This window comes from [Zimmermannella] bifida NBRC 103089 (genome assembly GCF_001570925.1).
Taxonomy (GTDB): domain Bacteria; phylum Actinomycetota; class Actinomycetes; order Actinomycetales; family Microbacteriaceae; genus Gulosibacter; species Gulosibacter bifidus.
The window spans coordinates 46,473-70,423 of the sequence record NZ_BCSP01000002.1 but is presented as its reverse complement, the minus strand read 5'-3'; the positions used below and the strand labels follow the sequence as shown (position 1 = coordinate 70,423).

Genomic DNA, 23,951 nt, shown 5'->3' with positions numbered 1-23,951 from the left:
CGCGATGGTTACTTGGAGCAACATCCTCATGTGGCGGGCCTCGGAACTCGATCGAGCCGGCATGGAGCTGAAGACAAACCGCGCCAACGTTTTGAATGCCAGCATTCAGCTGAATGGCGCAAGCGGTGCCATCGCTTCAGACGGCGACACTGTTCGAAAGATGAAGTCTTGGTTCAGCCACCGCGTTGGCGAACTCGCCAAGGTTGAAGCATCGCTCACGTACGCGATCGAGGCGACCAGTACGGCACAAGAAGGCGTTGAATGTTGCAAGCAGGATGCAGAAGCTTGCGAACAAACCGCATCGGTGCAAGAACTTGTCATTGAAGGTGGCGCTGGAAACGTTTCGGTATCTCCAGGACGGCTTGCACGTATTGAGGCGTATCTACCGAATTTTCCAGAGTTGTATATGGCGGAATCGATGGAAGCCGAGAGACAACGCAGCGCACTGGAACAACGCACGCACGCGGTACTCGATGACGCTCGGCGCGTCGATACCGGCTACTCTGCGTCGCTGAGTTCAGTTGAAGCGGGCGATATCGAACCTTCCATGTCAGCAAGTGGTCCTATCAACGCGTCGATGACCCCAAAGGAAGCTGCAGCCGCGTGGAGCGCGCTGTCACAGGACGAAAAAGACCGACTGATCGCCGAGGATCCGGACCTCATTATGGGACTTGATGGTATCGATGGGGCGTCCAGAGATAAAGCGGCGCGATTGAGCCTGGATAATCAGATTCGCATGGCCAGGGAACGGCTTGATAACTCGGCTGCCCACGATGCGCTCTTGACGGCTCAAGAGCATGAACGTAACGGAAACCCTTACCAAGCCGGGCTCGCATATCAACGATTCGAAGAGCTAGCTGCGGAAGAGTTCGGATCAATCGAGAAATATAACGATGCTGTTAGGCATCGGGACAGCGTGACGAAGTTCAAGGATGAACTTAACAGTCGGTCCGATACTTCACTACTGTACTACGCACTCGATAAAGACGGTATTGAAATAGATCGTGCAATTGTCGCGACCGGCGACATCGACAATGCGGCGTATATCAATACGTTCGTCCCCGGAATGAACACCGATATTGATGAGAACTTCTTTGGATACGTAGATGCAAACGAGAATCTACGAAATGTAGCCGCCGCAAACCACGGCATTGACAAGTCGGATATTGCAACCATCACATATCTCGATTACGAGCCACCAACAACTCTCGAACTCGCAGGCGACGTCGCTGATCCAACGGCACGTGCTCGCGAAGGCGCTGGGAATCTCACCAACTTCCTCGAAGGTGTCAGCGCGTCGCGAGCCTACAACGCTACAAACCCCGAGCCCCACATGACGCTCATGGGACATTCCTATGGCTCAACGACCGCTGGAATGGCCGCAACACAGGTTGACAATGATGTCGTTGACGACCTCGCCATGTTTGGTTCGCCTGGAGCTGGCGCCAGCGATATCAGAGAATACAATCTCGACAGTGGCACCGCCCACGTATCGGCGGTCCCGTCTAAAGATGCGATCCAAGGCATCGGCGGCAACATCGCTCTTGGCGCTGACATCCTCAATGCCACGAAGGACGACATTAAGATCGAGACCGATACGACCGGGCGACACCCCAAATACAATGTGGACATCTCAGGCGCTTCGGACTACGCAGATGAGTTTGGTATCAACCCTTCCGACATGGACGGCATCAACGAGCTTTCCGATGATGCATCCCTTACGGTAACCGGCGGCACAGAAAACAAGCCCGGCCTGCTAAAACAAGCCTTCGACTTCGTCAATCCTATTAGCAGGGTCAATCCTATTAGCGAGCATGGCGCTTACCTGCCAAACCCAAATAATCCTGACCAATTCACCTGGGATGGCGAGCAACAAGGAAAGCAAAACGATTTGCGCGGCACCGTTCGCTCTCCAATTATTGACGACCTTGCCGGCGTCGTCGTAGATAAAGACAGAAAGTAAGTGGATCGTTGAACGAAATTGCCGTCGCGCTGCTATTAGAACGCGAATACACCAGCCCTTTTGCAGAACGGGAGACGACTGCGCACTATAGCAAGACGGTCATTCCGATCATCGACACATTCATCTCAGACCTTGAGGACCAAGGTGGCACCACTTGGGCGCCGCTCAGCACAGCACCCCGGCACCAATTGCAGCTCATGCCAGCTTCCGAAACCGGTGAGTACCGGACTTCACCGATGAGGACAGCAGCGCTCCCCCACGCCATGGTGGAGCGCATGGGGGAAGCGCTGTTTCCCAAAATTGGTTATGACCACTGCGAGATCGTCAACGAGTCCCCAGGGCTCACGCATTTCATCTGGATCGATAGCGCCAACGGCGGCTACGTCTGGGCAACCGTCAAGGACGGCAGTCACACCGGATTCACCGCAACCTCGGGCAAACGCCCGCTGCTCACGCCCGAACAGCTCGCAGAACTCGAAGACTAGACCCAGCCGCCGCATCCACGCCCGAAAAATATTGTTGCCTGAGCGCACCTCCGACACACATATGTCGTTGGAGGCCCGCTCAGGCAACAATTCTTGCCGGTTCGGCCCGCTGCGAGGTCGAACCGCGCCTACTTCACCGCATCCAAGAAGTTCTTGATGCGGATCGACGAGGTCTCGGTCAACAGCTCACGCGGCGCGCGCTTCTCAACCACAACGCCCTGGTCAAAGAACGCCAGCGAGTCCCCCACCTCACGCGCGAACCCGATCTCGTGCGTGACCACAACCATCGTCATGCCCTCGGCCGCGAGCTGCTTCATGATCTGCAGCACCTCTCCCACCAGCTCCGGGTCAAGCGCCGAGGTCGGCTCATCAAAGAGCATCAACTCGGGCTTCAATGCCAGCGCCCGCGCAATCGCCACGCGCTGTTGTTGACCGCCCGAAAGCTGATGCGGCCGCTTCGTCGCGTGATCGGCAAGACCAACCCGCGCCAGCTCTTCGCGCGCGATTTCGTGCGCATCCTTCGCCTTCATCCCCTTGACGTGGATCAGGCTCAGCGCCACGTTTTCCATCGCGTCCATGTGCGAGTACAGGTTGAACCGCTGAAACACCATGCCGATCTTCGAACGGAACTGCGCAAAACGCTTGTCAGTCCACTCGTGCGCTCGGCCATCCGCAAACGTGTAACCGACCTCGTCGCCGCACACCTTCAGGCTGCCGGCATCGATCGTCTCGAGACCGTTCATGGCACGCAAGAACGTCGATTTGCCCGAGCCCGACGGCCCGATGATCACGCTGACTTCGCCGCGTGCCACTTCAAAGTCGATGCCTTTGAGCACCTCGACGTCGCCAAACGACTTGCGAACGCCTCGCGCCCGCACCAGTGGCGTATTCGTCTCGTTCATGTTTACTTCCCCTGACGGTTCGGCAACCGGATGCTGCCAGTTGCGAGATTCAGAATGCGACTTTGGGTGCTTCCCGGCTTCATTTGTCGCACGCGATCCTTACCGAATCGCTTCTCGAGCAACGATTGGAAGTACGTCGCGATCGCGGTCATCACCATGTACCAGATGCTCGCCACGATCAGCAGCTCGATGATCATGTTGTTCTGCTTGTAGATCTTGCTGGCTTCGGTCATGAGGTCGTTGCCGGCCACAACCACGATGAGCGATGTGGTCTTGAGCATCGAGATGAACTCGTTGGCGGTGGGCGGAATGATGATGCGCAGGGCCTGTGGCAGCACCACCAGGCGCATTGCTTGGCTGCGGGTCATTCCACCCGCGAGCGCGGCTTCGGTCTGACCGGTGTCGATGGCCAGGATGCCTGCACGCACGGTTTCGGCAAAGTAGGCGGCGAGGTTGAGGCCCAGTCCGAGCACGGCCGCGGTGTTGCCGGCGATGAGGACGTTTGTGTCCCAGCGATAGCCGATGAGAGTCCACGGAATTTGGATGGTGATGTACGGCAGCAGGAATGCCAGGTTGAACCAGAAGATCAGTTGCACGAGCACGGGTGTGCCGCGGAAGAACCAGATGTACCCTTCGGCAAGCCATTTGAGCACGGGGTTGTGCGAGAGCTTCATCACGGCGATGACCACACCGAGCACGAGGCCGAGCACCGTCGCCACGATACTGATGATGATGGTGACCCAAATACCCGCGAGAATGCGTTCGTCGAAGAGGTACTTGCCGACTTCGTTCCAGTGGATCTTCGGGTTGAAGAGCACGATGCTCAGGATCCAGATGGCGATGCCGAGGGCGATGGCGCCAATCACCCACCGCATCGGGTGGTGACGGCGGGCGATACCGATCTCGGCTCCGTCTTCAGCTACGAACGGCGTTGTCCGTCGTTGCGACATGAGTGGTTTCCAATCGTTGGGTGTCGGGACGGGCTATTCGCCGCCGTTGATGGTGGCGCTGTCGATCGCCATGTTTTCGACGTCCCAGGCCTTGAGGATCTCGGCGTAGGTTCCGTCGTCGATGAGTGACTGCAGCGACGCCTGCATGGCCTTCGCGAACTCTGGGTCGTCATTACCGAGACCGATGCCCCAGATGCTCTCGCCGCCTTCGATCGGCACCGAGGTCATGTTGTTTTCGGGCTTGGATGCGTGCCATTGCGCGACTGGATAGTCGGTGACGGTGGCGTCGGCGCGGCCGCTCTTGAGCGCCAGGTTGACGTTCTGGTCACCCTCAAACGGCAGGATCTTGTATTCCGGCTTTCCCGCTTCGGTGCAGCCCTTCGAGAACTCTTCGACGACGGCGGCGCTCGAACCGGCGTCAACAACTGCGATGGTCTTACCGCACAGATCCATCGGTTCGTTCACACCGTCGGGGTTGCCCTTCGGCACCAAGAAGGCGTTACCCGCCTGCACGTAGTCAACGAAGGTGGTTGTTTGACGACGCTCTTCGTTGTCGGTCATCGAGCTGATCACCACGTCGTAGCGGCCCGACATGATGCCCGGGATCTGTGAGTTGAATTCCTGGTTCTCGATCGACATCTCGAGCCCCATCCGGCGCATGACCGCCTGGCTGATCGCCGCATCCACACCGATGATGTCTTTGCCGTTTGAGGCGTACATCTCCATCGGCGGATACCCGACCGAGGTGGTCCATTTGACCGCGCGACCGCGGTATTCGTCGGGCACCATGGCGTTGATATCGGCATCTGGCTCAATCGCTTCAATCACGTCCTTGGCGCGCTCTTCTCCGGGCACTGGCCAGTATTGGACATCGGCAAGATCGACGTGCTTTTGTTCTTCAACTTCCCACAGCCATTGGCCGCCGCATCCGGTGAGTGACACGGTCAGTGCGGCGGTGGTGGCAAGCACGCCCGCGCGTCGAATCCAGCTCATTACGCTGCTCCTTCGGTTCGGTACACGGGTTCACCCGCGACGATCGTTTCGGTGACGCCGAGCTTCCATAGGTCGGCGGGATGGGTGTCGTACGGGTCGGCGTTGAGGGCCACGAAGTCGGCATAGGCGCCCGGTTCGATGCGTCCTCGCACAGCTTCGCGCTCATCCATCGATGCGGGCGCTTCGGTGTAGGCCAGCAGCGCTTGGTCGAGTGGCAGCCGCTCGCTCGGTTCGCGCCCGCCGGCAGGTTCGTTGTCGCGACGTTGCCGGGTCACGGCAGCGTGGATGCCGTACATCGGTTCCACAGGCTCGATCGGCCCATCTGAGCCGAATGCAACCCGTACGCCCGCCTTGCGTAGCGTGCACCACGGGTAGTGGAGGGTGTCGCGTTCGCCGAGCAGGTTGACGCTGAGCGGAAAATCACCCGTGCAGTGAATTGGTTGCATGGATGCGGTCACCTGCAGCTCGTAGAACCGTTCGATGTCGCGCGGTGCGAGGTGCTGGGCATGTTCGATGCTGTTGTGGAGGTCGTTAGCGCGGGTGCAATCCTTCGTGGCTTCGTACGCATCGAGCACGTTGGTATTCGCGCGGTCACCAATCGCATGGGTGGCAACGGCAATTCCGTTCGAGTTCGCGCGCTCCACCGTCTCGGTGAGGTTTGGCACGCTGATCACTTCGACACCGCAATTGCAACGGTCGCCTTCGTAACCCTCGTGCATCAGCGCGGTGTGCGAGCCGAGCGCGCCGTCGCTGAACAGCTTGACCGGGCCGGTGATCAGCCAATCGTCGCCGTCACCCGATGTTCGCCCCTCGGCAATGGCGCGATCCAGCTCGCCCATGGGAATCCCCTTGCGCACGCGCAGACGCAGCTTTCCGGCTGCGGCCAGCGCGGTGAACCCCTGACGCACCTCTTCACCATCGAAGTCGGTGATCGCGGTGATTCCTCGCGCGTGCAGGTGGCGCTGCACTCCCGCAAGCAGGTCGGCGGCGTCGGCGAGCAGCTGGCGGTTGGCGATGGCGCGGATGCTGTCACTCGCATTTTCACGCAGGATGCCGTTGAGCTGTCCGTCGGCATCCCGTTCGATGACCGAGCCGGGTGCTGCTTCAGTATCCGCGGTGATGCCGGCAATCTCGAGAGCCCGCGAACTCGCGCAAACCGAGTGCGCATCCACCGTATTGAGCACGACCGGACGGTCGCCGAAAATCTCATCGAGCAGTTCACGGTGCAGCGTTTCGCCCTCGCCCCATTCGTTTGCGTCCCAACGCCCGCCGACAACCCACCCGTCGCCCGGGTGTGCGTCGGCCCAGCGCGCGAGCAGTGCCAGAGCCTCCGTCAACGAAGTCGCTTCGCTTACATCCGGCGCATCAAATTGCAGCGCCAGTGCGCCCGTGTGGATGTGGGCATCATGGAACCCGGGGAATACCGCGGCACCCGAGAGCGCGACCGTCGCCGCATCCGCACCGGCTGCCGCACGACAGTGGTCAAGGTCACCGACGGCGATGACCTTGCCGTCTTGGACCGCGATGCCGCCAGAAGTTGGCGGCTGATTAACGCGCGCGTAGATGCGAGCGTGGGTGAACACCGTTGCTGATGTCATGTTGCTCCCGAAAGCGTCGTTGCTTGTCTCCGCACGTTCTTGTACGGCGGTGCCGTTAGTGTATCCCGTTCATAAATGGCAACTGCGGGAAATTCCCAGCCTAAATCGTGTCCAGGCTGTTGTCGCTCGCCCGTGCATTCCGCTCGCGGGCCACCGCGGGAAAGAATTGTTGCCTGAGAACGCCTCTGAAACATATATGTCGATAGCAGCCTTCTCAGGCAACAAATTTTGCAGTATTCCAGTCACATCTTCGCGACCGGATGCATCCGCTAGCGCTTGGCGTGTGCCAGCGCGACCTCGATCAATTCGGTAATGAGTTCGGGGTATTCCAGGCCAGTTTCGGCCCAGCAGCGCGGGAACATCGAGATTGGTGTGAACCCGGGCATCGTGTTGATCTCGTTGACCAAGAAGCCGTCGGCGTCCAAGAAGAAGTCCACGCGCGAGAGGCTCGAGCAGCCGAGCGCTTCGAATGAGCGGATCGCGAGTTCCTGCATTTCGGCAAGTTCAGCGTCGGTGAGATCAGCCGGGCAAGTCAGTCGCGCAGCCGAGGCATCGAGGTACTTCGACTCGAAGTCGTAGAACTCGCCGCGTTCCATCACAATTTCACCGGCCACGGATGCGCGGGCTCGCTCCCCCGGGCGCGATTCGAGTACCGCGACCTCAAGTTCGCGACCGTCGATCCCGGTTTCGATCAGCACGTGATCGTCTTCGGCAAACGCAACGCGCATCGCTTCATCAAGCTCGGCCGCTGCCTTGACCTTGGACACCCCAACTGAAGAACCGGCACGGGCGGGCTTCACAAACATTGGGAAGTCGCAGGTGTCGAAGATCTTCGCGGTGACGTCATCGTGTGCGGTCTCCCAGTCGTGTTGCTGCACGGTGAGGCCTGGCGCCACGCGCACGCCAGCCGAGGCGAGCACCAGCTTCGTGTAGTGCTTGTCCATACCGGCGGCGCTGGCGAGCACGCCGGAACCGACGAACGGCAGACCAACGAGTTCGAGCATCCCCTGCACGGTGCCGTCTTCGCCGTAGGGGCCGTGCAGCAGCGGGAACACAATGTCGATCTCACCGAGCGACGAAATTTCGCCGTCACGAATGACGCGTACTTCGCGGTGGGTTACCGCATCGGGCAGCAGGATGCGCGTGCCATTGTCGACGACCTCGGGCATGTTTTCGGGGTCGAGACGGAACTTTTCGGGGCGGTCTTCTTCGAGTACCCACTGTCCCTGACGCGTGATACCAACCGGAATCACCTCAAACTTGTCGCGGTTGATCGCGTTGAGCACGCCCGCCGCCGTCGCGCACGAGATCTGGTGCTCGCTCGAGCGACCACCAAAGCACACCATTACGCGCGTCCGGTTCGTTGTTTCGGTCATGCAGTTTCACCCTTCGGGTTTTCGTCGTCGTCTGTGGCAAGGTGTGGCGCAAGCTCGGTCGGATGCATCCGGCCGTCGAGCACCGCGGCGATCTGTTGCACGATGGGCATGGGTACGCCCTCTTCGCTGGCAATTTCAAGAATCGAATCGACCGACCGCAAACCTTCCGCGGTCTGCTGCATTCGACTGTTCACGTCAACATAGCTGTATCCCTGGCCAAGCAGGCGTCCGGCCGTAAAGTTTCGTGACAGTGGCGACATACACGTGGCAATCAGGTCGCCCATACCGGCGAGCCCCATCATCGTGTCGCGGTGCGCGCCAAGCGCTTCGGCGAACTCGGTGATCTCCGCCAGGCCACGGGTCATGATCGAAGCTTTGGTGTTCTCACCGAAGCCAACACCGTCCGCGATACCAATGGCGATGGCGATGAGGTTCTTCAGTACACCACCGAACTCGGTACCGATGACATCGTTACTGACGAACGATCGCAGGTACGAACAGCGCGCGATTCGGGCAACGCGCATCGCGAGGTCATCGGATTCGCTCGCAACCAGGATCGCGGTCGGCTGGCCCTGCGCGATTTCGAGTGCGATATTCGGGCCACTGGCAACTGCCACCCGGTCGCTACCGATCGCAGCAACTTCAGCAATAACTTCGCTCATGCGCTTACCGGTCGAGCGTTCAACGCCCTTCATCAGGCTAATGACGGCGGCCGAATCCGAGAGCAGCGGGCGAATCTCCTCGAGGTTTTCACGGCACGACTGCGCCGGCACCGAAAGAAACACGTAATCCGTGTCCGTAATCGCTTCGCGCAGGTCGGTTGTGGCGCGGATGCGGTCGGGCAGGTTAATCCCCGGAAGGTACGCGGTGTTGCGGTGCGCGTCGTTGATCTCTTCGGCCATCTCGGCCCGGCGCACCGCGAGCGTCACGTCATGCCCGCCGTCAGCAAGCACCTTGGCGAATGTGGTTCCCCAGTTACCGCCGCCGACTACGGCAATCCCGCTCATTTACTGTCCTTGGTCCGTTTCCCGAAGCGCTTGCGTCGTGAGGCCGACGGTTTCGCGGCCCCGGTTGGCATGCCGAATTCTGTTTCACCGTGCGCTACCGGATCATACAGTTCGGCTGGCGCCGTACCACCACGAATAGTTTCCAAGAGCGCGGTGATCTCGCGCATGACAGCTTCGGTCGCTTCCTGGTTTGCGGTACGGGACGCGTGCTTGCCCTGCCACGCCGATAGGTCGACCGGATCCCCAACCCGAATGTGCAGGGGCGTACGGAATCGGAACCGGAACTTCTTCTCGAAGCGCGGCATGACTTCCTGAGCACCCCACGACGCCATCGGAATGATGGGAATGTTGTGCTCCAGGGCCAGGCGCACCGCACCCGACTTACCGCGCATTGGCCAGTAGTCGGGTTCGCGCGTGAGCGTGCCCTCGGGGTAAATGATGACGAGCCCGTCGGCAGCGATGAGTTGCTGGGCGGCGCTCATGGCACCGCTACGGTTCGCGCCGCGCTCGCGTTCCACGGGAATCTGCCCGCTGGCACGCATCACCCAGCCGAGGACCGGCACCTTGAACAGCGAGGCCTTCGCCATAAACCGCGGCATGCGGCCAAGCTTCCAAACACCAACGCCGTTAGCCACGGGGTCGAGGTCGGAGTAGTGGTTTCCGCACAGGATGACCGGACCGGTTGGCGGCAACGAACCCTTAATGTCGTACTTGAATAACAGGCCCATCGCCGGCAGCGCTATTGGTGCCAGCAGCCAAAAGAACGAGGGCTTGCGGCGCTCCGGATACACCGTTCGCTTACGAGAGGCGCCTTCCGATGTGCTCGGTGCGGCCATGTGCTAGTTCTCGACTTCGAATTCGGCGCCCAGCGTGCGCAGCTTGGCGAGGAAGTTCTCGTATCCGCGAGCAATGATGCCCACGTTCGACACGCGCGAGTGTCCCTTCGCCATCAACGCGGCGATGAGGTGGCTGAATCCGCCTCGCAGGTCGGGTACTTCGATATCGGCACCGGTGAGTTTTGACGGACCCGAGATGACGGCCGAGTGCACGAAGTTTTGCTGCCCGAAACGGCACTTCTGACCACCGAGGCATTCGCGGTGGAGCTCGATAGTGGCACCCATCTTCACGAGGGCTTCGGTGAAGCCGAAGCGCTGTTCGTACACGGTCTCGTGCACGATCGAGACACCGGTTGCTTGAGTCAACGCGACCACGAGCGGCTGCTGCCAGTCGGTCATGAAGCCAGGGTGCACATCCGTTTCAATCACCACCGGGCTGAGACTCTCGCCCGGGTGGAAGAAGCGAATACCGTCGTCGTGAATCTCGAACTTGCCGCCGGCCTTGCGGAAGACGTTCAAGAAGGTCAGCATCTCTGGCTGGCGGGCACCTTCAACAAAGATGTCGCCCTGCGTCGCGAGCGCGGCAGCAGCCCAGCTGGCGGCTTCGTTGCGGTCGAAGATTGACTTGTGGTCGTAGCCGTGCAGGTTGGGAACACCCTCAATGCGAATGACGCGGTCGGCGTCGACCGAGATGATGGCGCCCATCTTCTGCAGCACGTTGATGAGGTCCATGATCTCGGGCTCGATCGCGGCGTTCGAGAGCTCGGTGAGTCCCTGCGCGCGAACCGCGGTCAGCAGCACCTGTTCGGTGGCGCCGACGGATGGGTAGTCGAGCGTGATCTTGGCGCCAAGCAGACCGTTTGGTGCGGTCAGGTGGATACCCTCAGGCAGCTTGTCAACGACGGCACCGAACGAGCGCAGCGCCGAAAGGTGGAAGTCGATCGGACGATCACCGATGCGGCAACCACCGAGGTCTGGGATGAACGCTTCGCCAAGCTGGTGCAGCAGCGGGCCGCAGAACAGAATCGGGATGCGGCTGGAGCCGGCGTGCGCGTTGATTTCGGCCATGTGCGCGCTCTTGACCTTGGTCGGGTCAAGGTGTACTTCACCGGTTTCAACATTGTGCGAGATGGTTACGCCGTGAACGCCGAGCAGACCTGCAACGATGCGGACATCCGAGATGTCCGGCACGTTGCGCAGCACACTCGGCGAATCGCCCAGGAGGGCTGCCACCATCGCCTTGGTTACGAAGTTCTTGGCCCCGCGCACCAATACGCGACCGTTCAACGGTTGCCCGCCGTTAAAGGTGATGGTGTCGGCTTCAAGGCCTGAGAACTTCGCGAAGCGTGCGGCGTCCTCCGTCAGCGTGCTCACTAGCGGGTCCCTCCAGAGGTGGTTGTGACCGGGATGATTGTCCCAGGCTCAGAGTCTCCCAAAGCTGGCAGCGTTTTCGGCATCCAACCCGGGCGAGTTGCTTCAAAGTCATCGATTGCAGTTTCATCACGAAGCGTCAGCGCAATATCGTCGAGGCCTTCCATGAGCCGCCAACGAGTGTAATCGTCGATTTCGAACGCATATGAAGCATCGCCAACGGTTACCGTGCGCGATTCGAGGTCAACCGTGACCTGCATCCCCGGGTTTGCTTCAAGCGTCGCCCAGATTTCTTGGACCTCGGCTTCGGTGATGACGCCAACCAGCAGGCCCTGCTTGCCCGCGTTACCGCGGAAGATCTCGCCGAAGCGGGAACCGATAACGGCGCGGAAGCCGTAGTCGCGCAGCGCCCACACGGCGTGTTCGCGGCTCGAACCGGTACCGAAGTCTGGTCCAGGAAACAGCACCGTGGCACCCTCGTACGCGGGCTGGTTCAGCACGAACGAGTCATCCTGTCGCCAGCTGGCGAAGAGCGCGTCTTCAAAGCCGGTCTTGGTGACACGCTTGAGGTAGACGGCCGGGATGATCTGGTCGGTGTCGATGTTCGAACGCTGCAGCGGTACTGCAACGCCAGTGACGGTGGTGATGGCTTCCATTACGCTGCGACCTCCGCGGTGTTGTCGTTCAGATCGCTCGGGCTCGACAGCGTGCCGCGAACGGCAGTTGCTGCAGCAACGACGGGCGAGACGAGGTGCGTACGGCCACCTTTGCCCTGGCGACCTTCAAAGTTTCGGTTCGAAGTGGATGCGCACCGTTCGCCCGGTGCGAGCTGGTCGGGGTTCATCCCCAGGCACATGGAGCAGCCAGCAAATCGCCATTCGCCACCAAAGTCGGTGACGATCTTGTCGATGCCTTCGGCTTCGGCCTGCAGACGCACGCGGGCAGAGCCAGGAACGACCAGGACACGCATCCCGTCAGCCTTCTTACGGCCTTCGATGATGCTCGCGAACGCGCGCAGGTCTTCGATGCGCGAGTTGGTGCACGAACCCATGAACACGGTGTCGACCTTGACGTCTTTGAGCGGGGTACCCGGCGTCAGGTCCATGTACTCGAGCGCGCGCTCGGCGGCGGCGCGGTCGTTAGGGTCGGCAAAGTCTTCAGGCGACGGCACGTTGTGCGACAGCGGCAGCCCCTGACCGGGGTTCGTGCCCCAGGTCACGAACGGCTCAAGCGCATCCGCGTCAATGTGAATTTCGGCGTCGAAGGATGCACCTTCGTCGGTTGGCAGCGTGCGCCAGTAGTCGACGGCTTCGTCCCACAGGTCGCCCTGTGGTGCGTGCGGACGACCCTTGAGGTACTCGAATGTCGTCTCGTCGGGCGCGACCATACCGGCGCGTGCACCCGCTTCAATCGACATATTGCAAATGGTCATGCGTCCCTCCATCGAGAGGGAACGAATTGCGGAGCCGCGGTATTCCAGCACGTAGCCGGCACCGCCACCGGTGCCAATCTTGGCGATGACCGCAAGAATGATGTCCTTGGCCGTAACGCCTTCGCGCAGCGTGCCCTCAACATTGACCGCCATGGTCTTGAAGGGCTTCAACGGTAGCGTCGACGTGGCCAGCACGTGCTCAACTTCACTGGTACCGATACCGAACGCCATAGCGCCGAACGCGCCGTGCGTCGAAGTGTGCGAGTCACCGCAGACAACGGTGATGCCCGGCATGGTCAGGCCGAGCTGCGGGCCCACGACGTGCACGATGCCCTGTTCGCGGTCGCCGAGCGAGTGCAGTCGCACACCAAACTCCTTGGCGTTGCGGCGCAGCGTGTCAATCTGCGTGCGCGAGGTTTCGTCGGCGATGGTGTTGAGGATGTTCACCGTCGGAGTGTTGTGGTCCTCGGTCGCGATCGTCTGCTCGAGGCGGCGCACCTGGCGTCCTGCCTGACGAAGCCCGTCAAACGCCTGCGGGCTGGTGACCTCATGCATGATGTGGAGGTCGATGTAGAGCAGGTCGGGATTTCCGCTCTCGCCACGGGTGACGACGTGTGCATCCCACACTTTTTCGGCCAACGTTTTCGGCGCTGCAGCCGCTGGTTGTTCAGTAGTCATTCGAGGTCTTCCTACACATTGTCGGTGTCCGTCATGGTACCAACGTGCATCCCGCTACTGACGGGGCGGAGCCTCTACCCCTTCGGCAGCCTGCACGCTGGATTCAACGATGACGACGCTGATGTTGTCGCGTCCGCCACGGGAGATGGCTTCGTTGACGAGTTCTTGCGCGAGCGAGACTTCGGGTGCAGATTCGGCCAGATATTCGCGAATGATCGCAGCGATATCGGCATCGACGAGTTCTTTGTTAAGACCGTCGGAGCACACGAGAAACAGCTGGTGGCCTTGGACCGGCATGAGCCAAAGATCCGTCTCAACGCTTGGCTCTGATCCTACCGCGCGGGTGATGACGTTGCGGTCGGGGTGCTGTTCCGCTTCGTCTGGGGTGATGATCCCGAGGGCAACCAGTTCTTGTACTGCCGAGTGGTCGACCGTGATCTGCACGAGGTCGCGGCCGTTCCATCCGTAGACGCGCGAGTCACCGACGTTGTAGATCATCCAGTGCGGCGCACTCGACTCGCCATCAGCCGGTGCAACATCGACCAGCGCCATACCGGTGAGCGTAGTGCCAGCAACGGCGCCCGGGCCGTCGGCTTCATTAACGAGTTCTTGGATGCGCTGGTTCGCGACGTCGATGGCGCCGAGCACAGCTTCGGGCTCTGCCAGCGTTTCGTCGGCGAAGGCCTCCGCAAAGGTCTCGACCACGGTTTGGCTGGCGCGGTCACCGTAGGAGTGACCACCCATACCGTCGGCCACAAGGAAGATTGGGGATTGGGCGAGAACTGCATCTTCGTTGACGGCGCGTACATTGCCGACGTCGGTTACCGCATCCGCGCGAATGGCAATTTCACCAGCGCTGGTTTCTACCAGACTCGTCAACTTATCCCCCGATTCCGAAATACGCCGCAAAACGGCGCCCCCAAACTGTATCGCCTTTGCCTGGTCGGACGCACGCATTTAGCTGCAGTTTGCGTAGTCCTTTCGCGGGATTTTCGCCGCGCATTTCTTGCGCGCCGGAACCCTAGTGCAATGCAGGACAGCTTGCGACCACCCGGAACGCGCACGACGACATAGCTGAAATGCGAAACACCCCCGCCGAAGCGAGGGTGTTTCGTGTTGTTCGTGGTGACCCCAGCGGGATTTGAACCCGCGCTGCCGCCGTGAGAGGGCGGTGTCCTAGGCCGCTAAACGATGGGGCCGCGATGACAACTCACCTAGTCTGCCACAAGCATTTTCTTGTTGTCAACTCATCCACGATATTTTTTGCGATGCAGCCTGACCCGGCGCGCTTATTGCTCACCGTCTTCGAGGTCGAGCGGGTGCGCCACGGTCGGAATCATGCCGGTGATGGGGCGCCCCTCCTTCTCGAGGGTGCGCTTACGCAGCTGCCACAGCACCGTCAGCACAACGAACCAGATCGGTGCGCACAGGAACGCCATTCGCGTGCCCTCTGCTGACACCAATAGCACGGCAATGAACACAAAGAACGCCAGTACGAGCCAGGGTGCGACCGCCGCAATTGGCGTCTTGAATCCCGAGTTTGCGTGCTTTTCGGGGTGCTTGCGCAGGTAACAGATGAACGAAACGCAGATCATGCCCCAGGTGAACAGCACCAGGGTGGCGCAGATCGACGAAACGAAGATGAATCCCTGAATGACCGAGTCACCTGCGAGCAGCACCGGAATCGACAGGAACAGGAACGCACACGTGAACAGCACCGCCTTGCGTGGAATACCGTTCTCGGCAAGGTCCCCCATCCGCTTTGGTGCATGGCCGTCGTGCGCGAGCGCAAAGAGCATGCGGGTGTCTGAGTACAGACCCGAGTTTGCACTCGATGCCGCCGAAGTCAGCACAACCAGGTTGATCACGGCAGCCGCAATACCGAACCCGGCAAGCGAGAGCGTCGAAACGAACGGGCTGGTTTCGGGGTCAATATCGACCCACGGCGTCACCATCATGATGACCAGCAGCGCACCGATGTAGAAGATCAGGATGCGGACCACGATCGAGTTGATCGCCTTCGGCAGGGTCTTGCGCGGGTTCTCAGTTTCTGCAGCCGCGGTGCCAACGAGCTCAACGCCAATGAACGAGAAGATGCCCATCTGGAAACCGAGCAGCAGGCCACTGATTCCCATTGGCAGGAATCCACCGTATTCCCAAAGGTTTGAGACCTTTGCCTGCACGCCATCAGGGTTCGTGAACCCGGTGATCACCAGGTAGATACCCACGGCGATGAGCCCCAGAATGGCCACGATCTTGATGATCGCGAACCAGAATTCGGCTTCACCGAACCACTTCACTGGCAGCAGGTTGAGGCCGGTGAGCACGAGGCACGAAATCAGCGCCGGAATCCAAACTGGCACGTCGGCGTTGAAGAACTTGACGTATCCGGTGATCGCGATGATGTCTGCAATACAGGCCACGACCCAGCTGAACCAGTAGTTCCACGAAACAAAGAACCCGGCCCAGGGCCCGACCTGGTGTTTGGCGACGTCGCCGAAGGTCTTGTAGTGCAGGTTCGAGAGCAGCAGCTCACCGAGCATCCGCATGATCAAGAATACGAACAGGCCAATTGCCAGGTACACCAGCACGATTCCGGGGCCGGCGTTCTTGATGAGTTCACCAGAACCCATGAATAGACCGGTACCGATCGAGCCACCGATAGCAATGAGTTGCAGGTGGCGATTCTTGATGCCGCGTTCCATCTGCGGTGGTTCCGTGGTGACCGAATCAACGGCACCAGCTAATTGTGGCGACAAGACTTCACTCCTTTGTGACAAAACAGGTTTGTGATCATCAGCCGTGCTCGTACCTGACGGATACAAGCACGGCTACGAACGCCGAGCGCAATGGCTGGTAGCGAGGCAGTCGGCGCTCGAAGTACTACCGCAGCACGCGGAAGGTGTCGAGCTTTGGGTCGTTTGCCCCGCGCACATAGCCCGATGGCGCAGCACCGGCAGAACGCAGAAAATCAACGACTTCCTGCGTCAGTCGCTCTCCAGGAATCACATTGGGCACACCCGGAGGATACGCCGCCAGCGAGTCGGCAGACACCCGTCCGACCGCCTCAGCCGCCGAAACGATCTCAATCGGCGCAAAGAATGCATCCGACGGCTTCAACACGCGCTCCCCCTGGGCTGGGATCGGGCGCATCGTGGATGCATCCGTACAGTTCGTCCGGGGCAACGCATGGAGCGCGCGCAATACTCGCTCCGAGTCAATCGGCGAAGTTGCACCCACGAGCAGGATGATGGCACTCGCGGTTGCGAGCTCGATCACGACGCCGTGGTCGCGAGTCAGCAGATAGTGCGCTTCAGTTCCAGTGATACCCGAGTTGCGCATGTCGATGACGATCTTAAACGGGTCGTGATCAACCGCATCCGCCAAACCGCGGATTGCTGGCGTCGCGTCACCGAAGCGTCCCTGCTCACGAATGCCGCGACGGACAGCCTCAGCTGATTCCAACGCAAGCGTGATCCGCTCGTGCCCCGAGGTCATGAGGTTGCGTCGCGCCTCGTCGATCGAAGCCAGCAAGAGCGATGAGCAGCTCGTTGACTGGTAGGAGCGCACGACGCGGTCAACCAGGGACTCCATCTGTTTCGCCAGCGGACCGTGGCCAAGCTGCAGCATGGCGGTCTGGGTGAGCGAGCCGGCAGCCTTGTGCGTCGACGAGATCACCAGGTCGGCGCCAAGCCGAACCGCATTGGTGGGCAGCCCTTCGTGAAACCCAAAATGCGATCCCCAGGCTTCATCAACAATAAGCGGCACACCGTGATCGTGCGCGACCCGCGCAATGCTCGAAACATCGGCAACAGCCCCGAAGTAGCTTGGCGTGACAATAAACACCGCACTTGCCTGCGGGTTTTCGCGCAGGGCCTGTTCGATTTGGGCGGCGGTCACACCATTGGCGGCACCGAGTCCAGTGTCGACGGAGCCTTGCACAAATACCGGGTCAAGACCGACATGAATCATGCCGTCAATAACACTTGAGTGCACGCTTCGCTGCGCAATAAATTCCTCGCCCAAACCACGGATGACGTTGGTCGCAATGTGATTACAGCCGGATGCACCATTGGTTACGAACCAGGTGCGGCTGGCTCCCCACGCATCGGCCGCAAGGTATTGAGCCTGCTCGAGCGGTGTCTTTTGTCCGGGGCCTACACTGCGCCAAGTGTGCTGGTCGATCCCGCTGAACAGCATCGGAAAATCCAAGCGGAGGGCTTCTTCTCCAACGATGTCAACCAGTCCAGGCACGTTTTCCGGGTTGGCCTGGTGACCTGGAACGTGCAGTCGCTGCCAATTACGGGCGGCGAGCGAGCGAAGCGCCTCTGCATACGGCGCAACACTGTGGGGATTTCCCACCGAACGCTGTGCTTCATCGCACAGCGCATTTACTGAAGTAACACGCATATCTAGCACGGTAATCCCGAGCCGCGCGCTGCGGAATATCAAGTATTCGAGCACAGCGGCATAGCCAGTATTCCACTCGCAACGACCGAGCAATTTAATTACAGCTATTCATTTTCAGATGAATTGTATTCATTTGTCGTGCGATATCGCGCGCAATCATGCAGGTGATTCCATGCCAGACTGACAGCGTGCTCACGATTCAACAATTACGCGTCCTGACCGCCGTCGCTGACCACGGAAGCCTCGCCCGTGCTGCCGAGGCGCTCAATTACGGAACGCCGACCATGACTCACCACTTGAACGCACTCGAACGCGAGCTCGAGGTTCAACTTGTGGAGCGCACACCCCGCGGTGTCAGACTCACCGAAATGGGAAACGTCGTGCTCCAAGAAGCACACGGAATTCTTGGTCGCGCCCAGCACCTGCACAAATCAGTCGCCCAGTTAAAAGATGCGGGAGTCGCGACCCTACGAATCGGCACATTTGCGTCAAGCGGCTCACGACTACTGCCTTCGGCAATCCGCCAATTGCAATCACAATTCCAAGTGCAGGTTGAAGTAATCGAGGCAGAACCGACCACCGTTGTTTCGATGCTGCAGCGACAAGAAATCCACGCCGGACTCATTTACGACTTCGCTGACGATCCCTCTTTTTCTGCTACTGGGCTGCAATTGACGCACTTACAACGCGAGCCATACCAAGTCCTCATTGCCAAGAATCATCCGCTGGCACAGCGCAGCCAACTCGATTTCACGCAGTTGCGCGATGTGAGCTGGATTTGCGCTCGCCACGAAGACGAATCGCCCGGACGAGCACTACAGCGCGCTTGCCGCGGCGCTGGGTTCATCCCAAAAGAGCTCATTCGCACCGATGATCTCCTCATGATCCACGGGCTGGTCGCGGCCGGGTTGGGGATGGCCGTCATCACCGAATCCGCCACGGTTCCGCAGCTTGAGGTCACGCTCCGACCCGCAATCCAGCCCCTCGGAGAGCGCCTGGTTGCCCTCGCATCCCACCCCGAGCACACGCCGCCGGCGGTGCACGAGCTGGCCCGCATCCTCACCCAATTGAGCGCCCGATAGCGGGGTGCAGCGTCGAATTGCTGCCCCGGTGCGCGCCTCTGCCCGACATCGTTAGGCATCCGTTAGCGCGTTTCGCGCACCCGTATGGATTCCGTTAGGACGGGCACACAGCCCTGTCGCGCTCGACTTCACTCGAGACATGCGTCAACCGACGCTCGACGAAGGATCCCTCGTCGATGACCCCCTCAAGTGGAGCTCAACATGATCGATGCCGTTTATTTCCTCGGCGTGATTGCACTCTTCGTTTGCATCGGCCTCATTGGTAAGGCGGTGGACAAGCTGTGATCGTCATCCAAGCCATCGCAACCGTCCTCGCCCTCGGCGCCATCGCGTACCTCGTCTACGCCCTCGTGAAGCCGGAGAAGTTCTAAATGACCTGGCTATTTGCACTGCTTACCCTGCTCACGGTCGCGCTCGCGCTGGCCGTTATCCACCGCCCGTTTGGTGACTACATGGCGTGGGTGTACACCTCCAATAAGGACCTGCGCGCCGAGCGCGTGGTGTACCGCGTCTTTGGGGTGGACCCCGAGTCGCCACAGACCTGGCAGGCCTACCTGCGCAGCGTGCTCGCGTTCTCGGCCGTGGGTCTGCTGCTGCTGTACACCATTCAACGCATCCAGCCGATCCTGCCCTACTCGCTGGGTCTGGATGCACCCTACGAACCGCTCGCGTTCAACACCGCCGCCTCATTCGTGGGTAACACCAACTGGCAGTCCTACGCTCCGGAAACCACGCTCGGCTACACCGCCCAGCTGGCCGGTCTGACGGTGCAGAACTTCGTCTCGGCCGCGGTTGGTATGGCCGTCGCGGTCGCACTCGTGCGCGGATTCGCGCTACGCCGTACCGGCACGATCGGAAACTTCTGGGTCGACCTCACGCGCGGGCTGTACCGCATCCTGCTGCCGCTGTCGATCCTCGGCGCCATTGTGCTGGCGCTCGGCGGTGTGATCCAGAACTTCAACGGATTCACGAGCGTCGAAACCCTCACGGGTGCCGCACAGACCATCCCGGGCGGTCCGACCGCATCCCAGGAAGTCATCAAGCTGCTCGGAACCAACGGTGGGGGATTCTTCAACGCGAACTCGTCGCACCCCTTCGAGAACCCGAACGCCTGGACCAACCTCTTTGAAGTACTGCTAATGCTGGCGATTCCGTTCTCGCTGCCGCGCACCTTCGGCACGATGGTCGGCGACCGCCGCCAGGGCTACGCGATCCTCGCGGCCATGGGCATCCTCTACATCGGCTCGTACAGCGCGCTCGTCGCCTTCGAGTCGATGGCGCACGGCACCGCCCCGCAGCTGGCCGGCGGCGCCATGGAGGGTAAGGAAGCGCGCTTCGGTGTCATCGGCACCGCGATCTTCGGTACCACCAGTACCGGCACTTCGACCGGTGCCGTCAACGCGATGCACGACTCGTTTACCGGCCTGGGCGGAATGATGCCGATGCTCAACATGATGCTCGGTGAGGTCTCCCCCGGTGGTGTGGGATCGGGTCTGTACGGCATCCTCATCCTCGCGGTGATCTCGGTGTTCATCTCGGGCCTGCTCATTGGCCGCACCCCCGAATACCTCGGTAAGAAGATCGGCCCGAAGGAGATCAAGCTCGCTGCGCTGTACATCCTCGTGATGCCGACGCTCGTGCTCTCGGGCACCGCCCTCAGCTTCGCGCTGCCGGGCATCAGCGAGGACGTCATCAACAACGCGTTGAACAACACCGGTTCGCACGGTATGTCGGAGGTGCTGTATGCCTTCACCTCGGCCGCAAACAACAACGGTTCGGCGTTCGCCGGTCTCACCGCGGACACCCCGTGGCTGGCGACTGCGCTCGGTGTGGCCATCCTGGTGGGCCGCTTCCTGCCCATGGTGTTTGCCCTGGCGCTGGCCGGCGCTCTTGCCGCTCAGGACAAGGTGCCCGAGACCTCGGGCACGCTCCCGACGCACCGACCGCTGTTTGTCGGCATCCTGACCGCCGTCACCCTGCTGGTTTCGGCACTCACCTTCTTCCCTGTACTTGCTGTGGGACCGCTCGCAGAAGGGCTCATATAGATCAATGTCAAACACATCCTCACTCCAACGCGACCGCGAACGTCTCGATAAGAAGACCGAACGTCGCAACGCCGCTCGGAACCAGAGCGGATTTAGCTGGGCACAGTTGCGCGAGGCGCTGCCGGATGCGGCGCGCAAGCTGAACCCCACCGAACAGTGGCGTAACCCCGTCATGTTCATCGTGTGGGTCGGTGCCGCGCTGACCACCCTGCTCGCCATCGTCGAACCCATGCTCGGTGGCCCGACCGCTTCTGGCGGCGCCGAGGTGCCGTGGTCGTTCACCCCGATCATTGCGCTGTGGCTGTGGGCGACGGTGTTCTTCGCCAACATCGCCGAAGCGGTCGCAGAGGGCCGCGGTAAGGCACAGGCCGAGACGCTGAAGCAGACCCGCAGCAACACCATGGCGACCCTCATCGAACACTACGACGCCACCGGCGACGCCGCAGCCGAACGCGCCACCTCCATCCAGGTGAGCTCGGCCGAGCTCAAGATCGGCGACATTGTCACGGTGACTGCCGGTGAGCTCATCCCCGGCGATGGCGACATCATCTGGGGTATCGCCTCGGTGGATGAATCGGCCATTACCGGTGAGTCCGCGCCGGTTGTGCGCGAGTCCGGTGGTGACCGCTCCGCCGTCACCGGTGGTACGCGCGTGCTGTCCGACCGCATCGTCGTGCGCATCACCTCGAAGCCCGGCGCCACCTTCGTCGACCGCATGATCGCCCTCGTTGAAGGGGCCGCGCGTCAGAAGACGCCGAACGAGATCGCGCTGAACATTCTCCTCGCCTCGCTGTCGATCATCTTCATGGTGGTCGTGCTCACTCTCAACCCGATGGCGACCTATGCCGCCGCGCCGGTGAGCGTGACCGTGCTGGTCGCCCTGTTGGTCTGCCTCATCCCCACCACCATCGGCGCGCTATTGAGCGCGATTGGTATCGCGGGTATGGACCGCCTCGTCCAGCGCAACGTACTCGCCATGTCGGGCCGCGCGGTCGAGGCCGCCGGTGACGTGACGACGCTGCTGCTCGACAAGACCGGCACGATCACGTACGGAAACCGTCGCGCCAGCGCCTTCCTGCCGGTCGACGGCGTGAGCGAACAGGAACTCATCCGCGCCGCCGCGCTCTCATCGGCTGCCGACCCCACCCCCGAGGGTGTATCGATCGTCGAGCTCGCTGAAAAACAGGGCTGGACGCTCGATGCCGATGTCGACGGCGAGGTCGTTCCGTTCACCGCCGAAACCCGCATGTCTGGTCTCGACTTGCCCGACGGCACGCAGATCCGTAAGGGTGCCGGCTCCACCGTCAGCGCCTGGGTGCAGGATGCGGGTGCCCACGTGCCCGTATCGATCTCGATCCAGCTTGACCGGCTCGTGTCCGATATCTCGCAGCAGGGTGGTACGCCCCTGGTGGTGGCCCAGCGCTCCGCCGAGGGCGAAACTCGACTCCTCGGTGTCGTCCACCTCAAGGACGTCGTGAAGGAGGGGCTGCCGGCGAAGTTTAAGGAGCTTCGCGCCATGGGTATCCGCACCGTCATGATCACCGGTGACAACCCGCTCACCGCGAAGGCGATCGCCGAGGAGGCCGGCGTGGATGACTTCCTCGCCGAGGCCACCCCGGAAGACAAGCTCGCCTACATCAAGAAGGAGCAAGAGGGTGGCAACCTGGTCGCGATGACCGGTGACGGCACCAACGACGCGCCCGCACTGGCTCAGGCCGACGTGGGTGTGGCGATGAACACCGGTACGTCGGCAGCGAAGGAGGCGGGCAACATGGTTGATCTCGACTCCGACCCGTCGAAGCTGATCGAAATCGTTCGCATCGGTAAGCAGCTGCTGATCACGCGCGGTGCACTCACTACCTTCTCGATCGCGAACGACGTGGCGAAGTACTTCGCCATCATCCCCGCGATGTTCATGGGGGTCTTCCCGCAGTTGGGCGCGCTCAACATCATGGGCTTGCACTCCCCCGCCTCGGCGGTGCTGTCGGCGATCATCTTCAACGCGATCGTGATCATCTTCCTCATCCCGCTCGCCCTGCGCGGCGTGAAGTACCGGGCCACGGCCGCATCCAACATCCTGGCCCGTAATCTCACGATCTACGGCCTGGGCGGCATCATCACTCCGTTCATTGGTATCGGGCTCATCGACCTGCTGGTCCGCCTGATCCCCGGCTTCTAACAGCGCTTAGGAGAAGCAATCATCATGCACAACTCAGCACGCCAAACCTGGCGCATCGTGTGGGTCGCCACCCGCTCGATGGTGTTCCTCACCCTTGTCCTCGGCGTCGGCTACACGGCGCTGATGACCGGGATCCTGCAGCTGACGCTGCCCGCGCAGGCAAACGGTTCGATGGTCACCACCACCGACGGTCGCGTCGTGGGCTCGTCCCTCATCGGCCAGAACTTCACCGACGAGCAGGGCAATCCGCTGCCGGAGTACTTCCAGTCGCGACCCTCTGCTGCCGGTGACAACGGTTACGACGGTGGCGGTTCATCCGGCACCAACTACGGCCCGGAGAACCCGGATCTGATTGCCTCGGTGACCGAACGCAAGCAGCAGATCGCCGAGTTCAACGGGGTGTCGCCGGATGCAGTTCCCGCGGACGCGGTCACCGCCTCGTCCTCGGGTCTCGACCCGCACATCAGCCCCGAGTACGCCGAAATTCAGGTCGCCCGAGTCGCCAAGGCTCGCGGAATCGACGAAGCAACCGTGCGTACACTCGTGGCCGAACACACCTCCGGTCGTGACCTCGGATACGTGGGCGAACCGGTCGTCAACGTCCTCGAACTCAACGTCGCGCTCGACGAACTGAAGGGATAGTC

At 61.0% G+C, this 23,951-nt stretch carries 20 protein-coding genes and 1 tRNA gene; 7 read left to right on the top strand and 14 right to left on the bottom strand.

The window, feature by feature from the left end:
• The first annotated feature begins 4 nt into the window (after positions 1–4).
• Positions 5–1,963, top strand: a complete 1,959-nt coding sequence (locus ZBI01S_RS02450; protein WP_066055876.1) for an alpha/beta hydrolase — start codon at positions 5–7, stop codon at positions 1,961–1,963.
• An 8-nt stretch (positions 1,964–1,971) separates the two neighbouring features.
• Positions 1,972–2,448, top strand: a complete 477-nt coding sequence (locus tag ZBI01S_RS02445) for a hypothetical protein (protein WP_066055873.1) — start codon at positions 1,972–1,974, stop codon at positions 2,446–2,448.
• A gap of 128 nt (positions 2,449–2,576) precedes the next feature.
• On the opposite strand, the gene ZBI01S_RS02440 is transcribed toward ZBI01S_RS02445, so the two are convergent.
• The 14 genes from ZBI01S_RS02440 to ZBI01S_RS02375 form a co-directional block, all read right to left on the bottom strand.
• Positions 2,577–3,350 carry an amino acid ABC transporter ATP-binding protein gene (locus ZBI01S_RS02440; RefSeq protein WP_066055870.1) on the bottom strand — a complete coding sequence of 258 codons (774 nt, stop codon included), beginning with the start codon at positions 3,348–3,350 and terminating at the stop codon, positions 2,577–2,579.
• Between the two features lie 2 nt (positions 3,351–3,352).
• A complete protein-coding gene (locus ZBI01S_RS02435) occupies positions 3,353–4,300 on the bottom strand; it encodes an amino acid ABC transporter permease (protein WP_066055867.1) in 948 nt (315 codons plus the stop codon).
• A gap of 33 nt (positions 4,301–4,333) precedes the next feature.
• Positions 4,334–5,293 (bottom strand): ABC transporter substrate-binding protein, encoded by a 960-nt coding sequence (locus tag ZBI01S_RS02430; protein WP_066055864.1) that lies wholly within the window; start codon positions 5,291–5,293, stop codon positions 4,334–4,336.
• Positions 5,293–6,891, bottom strand: coding sequence for an amidohydrolase (locus ZBI01S_RS02425; RefSeq protein WP_066055861.1), 1,599 nt, complete (start codon positions 6,889–6,891; stop codon positions 5,293–5,295). The genes ZBI01S_RS02430 and ZBI01S_RS02425 overlap by 1 nt, the downstream gene beginning before the upstream one ends.
• Positions 6,892–7,160: 269 nt before the next feature.
• Positions 7,161–8,267, bottom strand: coding sequence for a D-alanine--D-alanine ligase family protein (locus tag ZBI01S_RS02420; protein ID WP_066055859.1), 1,107 nt, complete (start codon positions 8,265–8,267; stop codon positions 7,161–7,163).
• Positions 8,264–9,274 carry an NAD(P)H-dependent glycerol-3-phosphate dehydrogenase gene (locus ZBI01S_RS02415; protein WP_066055856.1) on the bottom strand — a complete coding sequence of 337 codons (1,011 nt, stop codon included), beginning with the start codon at positions 9,272–9,274 and terminating at the stop codon, positions 8,264–8,266. The genes ZBI01S_RS02420 and ZBI01S_RS02415 overlap by 4 nt, the downstream gene beginning before the upstream one ends.
• Positions 9,271–10,110 (bottom strand): lysophospholipid acyltransferase family protein, encoded by an 840-nt coding sequence (locus ZBI01S_RS02410; protein WP_066055852.1) that lies wholly within the window; start codon positions 10,108–10,110, stop codon positions 9,271–9,273. The genes ZBI01S_RS02415 and ZBI01S_RS02410 overlap by 4 nt, the downstream gene beginning before the upstream one ends.
• Before the next feature lie 3 nt (positions 10,111–10,113).
• The gene (gene murA, locus ZBI01S_RS02405; protein WP_066055849.1) at positions 10,114–11,484 is read right to left on the bottom strand and encodes a UDP-N-acetylglucosamine 1-carboxyvinyltransferase; all 1,371 of its coding nucleotides are present in this window, start codon (positions 11,482–11,484) and stop codon (positions 10,114–10,116) included.
• The gene (leuD, locus tag ZBI01S_RS02400; protein WP_066055845.1) at positions 11,484–12,137 is read right to left on the bottom strand and encodes a 3-isopropylmalate dehydratase small subunit; all 654 of its coding nucleotides are present in this window, start codon (positions 12,135–12,137) and stop codon (positions 11,484–11,486) included. Before leuD ends, murA begins: the two co-directional genes overlap by 1 nt.
• A complete protein-coding gene (leuC, locus tag ZBI01S_RS02395; protein WP_066055842.1) occupies positions 12,137–13,591 on the bottom strand; it encodes a 3-isopropylmalate dehydratase large subunit in 1,455 nt (484 codons plus the stop codon). The genes leuD and leuC overlap by 1 nt, the downstream gene beginning before the upstream one ends.
• Before the next feature lie 54 nt (positions 13,592–13,645).
• Complete coding sequence (locus tag ZBI01S_RS02390; RefSeq protein WP_066056367.1) at positions 13,646–14,470, bottom strand: PP2C family protein-serine/threonine phosphatase; 825 nt, start codon at positions 14,468–14,470, stop codon at positions 13,646–13,648.
• 244 nt (positions 14,471–14,714) lie between these two features.
• A tRNA-Glu gene (locus ZBI01S_RS02385) sits at positions 14,715–14,790 on the bottom strand.
• 90 nt (positions 14,791–14,880) lie between these two features.
• On the bottom strand, positions 14,881–16,350 hold the full coding sequence (locus ZBI01S_RS02380) for an amino acid permease (protein ID WP_245610513.1): 1,470 nt from the start codon (positions 16,348–16,350) through the stop codon (positions 14,881–14,883).
• 124 nt (positions 16,351–16,474) lie between these two features.
• Positions 16,475–18,001, bottom strand: coding sequence for an aminotransferase class I/II-fold pyridoxal phosphate-dependent enzyme (locus ZBI01S_RS02375; protein ID WP_083524438.1), 1,527 nt, complete (start codon positions 17,999–18,001; stop codon positions 16,475–16,477).
• A 188-nt stretch (positions 18,002–18,189) separates the two neighbouring features.
• On the opposite strand from ZBI01S_RS02375, the gene ZBI01S_RS02370 reads away from it, so the two are divergent.
• The 5 genes from ZBI01S_RS02370 (at position 18,190) to kdpC (ending at position 23,949) form a co-directional block, all read left to right on the top strand.
• Complete coding sequence (locus ZBI01S_RS02370; RefSeq protein ID WP_066056357.1) at positions 18,190–19,083, top strand: LysR family transcriptional regulator; 894 nt, start codon at positions 18,190–18,192, stop codon at positions 19,081–19,083.
• A 281-nt stretch (positions 19,084–19,364) separates the two neighbouring features.
• Positions 19,365–19,454, top strand: a complete 90-nt coding sequence (locus ZBI01S_RS09435; protein ID WP_083524436.1) for a potassium-transporting ATPase subunit F — start codon at positions 19,365–19,367, stop codon at positions 19,452–19,454.
• Positions 19,455–21,128, top strand: coding sequence for a potassium-transporting ATPase subunit KdpA (gene kdpA, locus ZBI01S_RS02365; protein ID WP_066055839.1), 1,674 nt, complete (start codon positions 19,455–19,457; stop codon positions 21,126–21,128).
• Positions 21,129–21,132: 4 nt separating this feature from the next.
• Positions 21,133–23,307, top strand: coding sequence for a potassium-transporting ATPase subunit KdpB (gene kdpB, locus ZBI01S_RS02360; RefSeq protein WP_066055836.1), 2,175 nt, complete (start codon positions 21,133–21,135; stop codon positions 23,305–23,307).
• 24 nt (positions 23,308–23,331) lie between these two features.
• Positions 23,332–23,949: a potassium-transporting ATPase subunit KdpC gene (kdpC, locus tag ZBI01S_RS02355; protein WP_066055832.1), complete on the top strand. Its 618-nt coding sequence runs from the start codon at positions 23,332–23,334 to the stop codon at positions 23,947–23,949.
• The last annotated feature ends 2 nt before the right edge of the window (positions 23,950–23,951 follow it).

What these genes read in the sequence shown, in the direction of transcription:
- ZBI01S_RS02375 (WP_083524438.1), bottom strand. Translation starts at nt 18,001, where the DNA reads ATGCGTGTTACTTCAGTAAATGCGCTGTGCGATGAAGCACAGCGTTCG.
- kdpC (WP_066055832.1), top strand. Translation starts at nt 23,332, where the DNA reads ATGCACAACTCAGCACGCCAAACCTGGCGCATCGTGTGGGTCGCCACC.
- leuD (WP_066055845.1), bottom strand. Translation starts at nt 12,137, where the DNA reads ATGGAAGCCATCACCACCGTCACTGGCGTTGCAGTACCGCTGCAGCGT.
- kdpA (WP_066055839.1), top strand. Translation starts at nt 19,455, where the DNA reads ATGACCTGGCTATTTGCACTGCTTACCCTGCTCACGGTCGCGCTCGCG.
- kdpB (WP_066055836.1), top strand. Translation starts at nt 21,133, where the DNA reads ATGTCAAACACATCCTCACTCCAACGCGACCGCGAACGTCTCGATAAG.
- ZBI01S_RS02425 (WP_066055861.1), bottom strand. Translation starts at nt 6,891, where the DNA reads ATGACATCAGCAACGGTGTTCACCCACGCTCGCATCTACGCGCGCGTT.
- ZBI01S_RS02410 (WP_066055852.1), bottom strand. Translation starts at nt 10,110, where the DNA reads ATGGCCGCACCGAGCACATCGGAAGGCGCCTCTCGTAAGCGAACGGTG.
- ZBI01S_RS02440 (WP_066055870.1), bottom strand. Translation starts at nt 3,350, where the DNA reads ATGAACGAGACGAATACGCCACTGGTGCGGGCGCGAGGCGTTCGCAAG.
- leuC (WP_066055842.1), bottom strand. Translation starts at nt 13,591, where the DNA reads ATGACTACTGAACAACCAGCGGCTGCAGCGCCGAAAACGTTGGCCGAA.
- ZBI01S_RS02420 (WP_066055859.1), bottom strand. Translation starts at nt 8,267, where the DNA reads ATGACCGAAACAACGAACCGGACGCGCGTAATGGTGTGCTTTGGTGGT.
- ZBI01S_RS02415 (WP_066055856.1), bottom strand. Translation starts at nt 9,274, where the DNA reads ATGAGCGGGATTGCCGTAGTCGGCGGCGGTAACTGGGGAACCACATTC.
- ZBI01S_RS02435 (WP_066055867.1), bottom strand. Translation starts at nt 4,300, where the DNA reads ATGTCGCAACGACGGACAACGCCGTTCGTAGCTGAAGACGGAGCCGAG.
- ZBI01S_RS02430 (WP_066055864.1), bottom strand. Translation starts at nt 5,293, where the DNA reads ATGAGCTGGATTCGACGCGCGGGCGTGCTTGCCACCACCGCCGCACTG.
- ZBI01S_RS02450 (WP_066055876.1), top strand. Translation starts at nt 5, where the DNA reads ATGGTTACTTGGAGCAACATCCTCATGTGGCGGGCCTCGGAACTCGAT.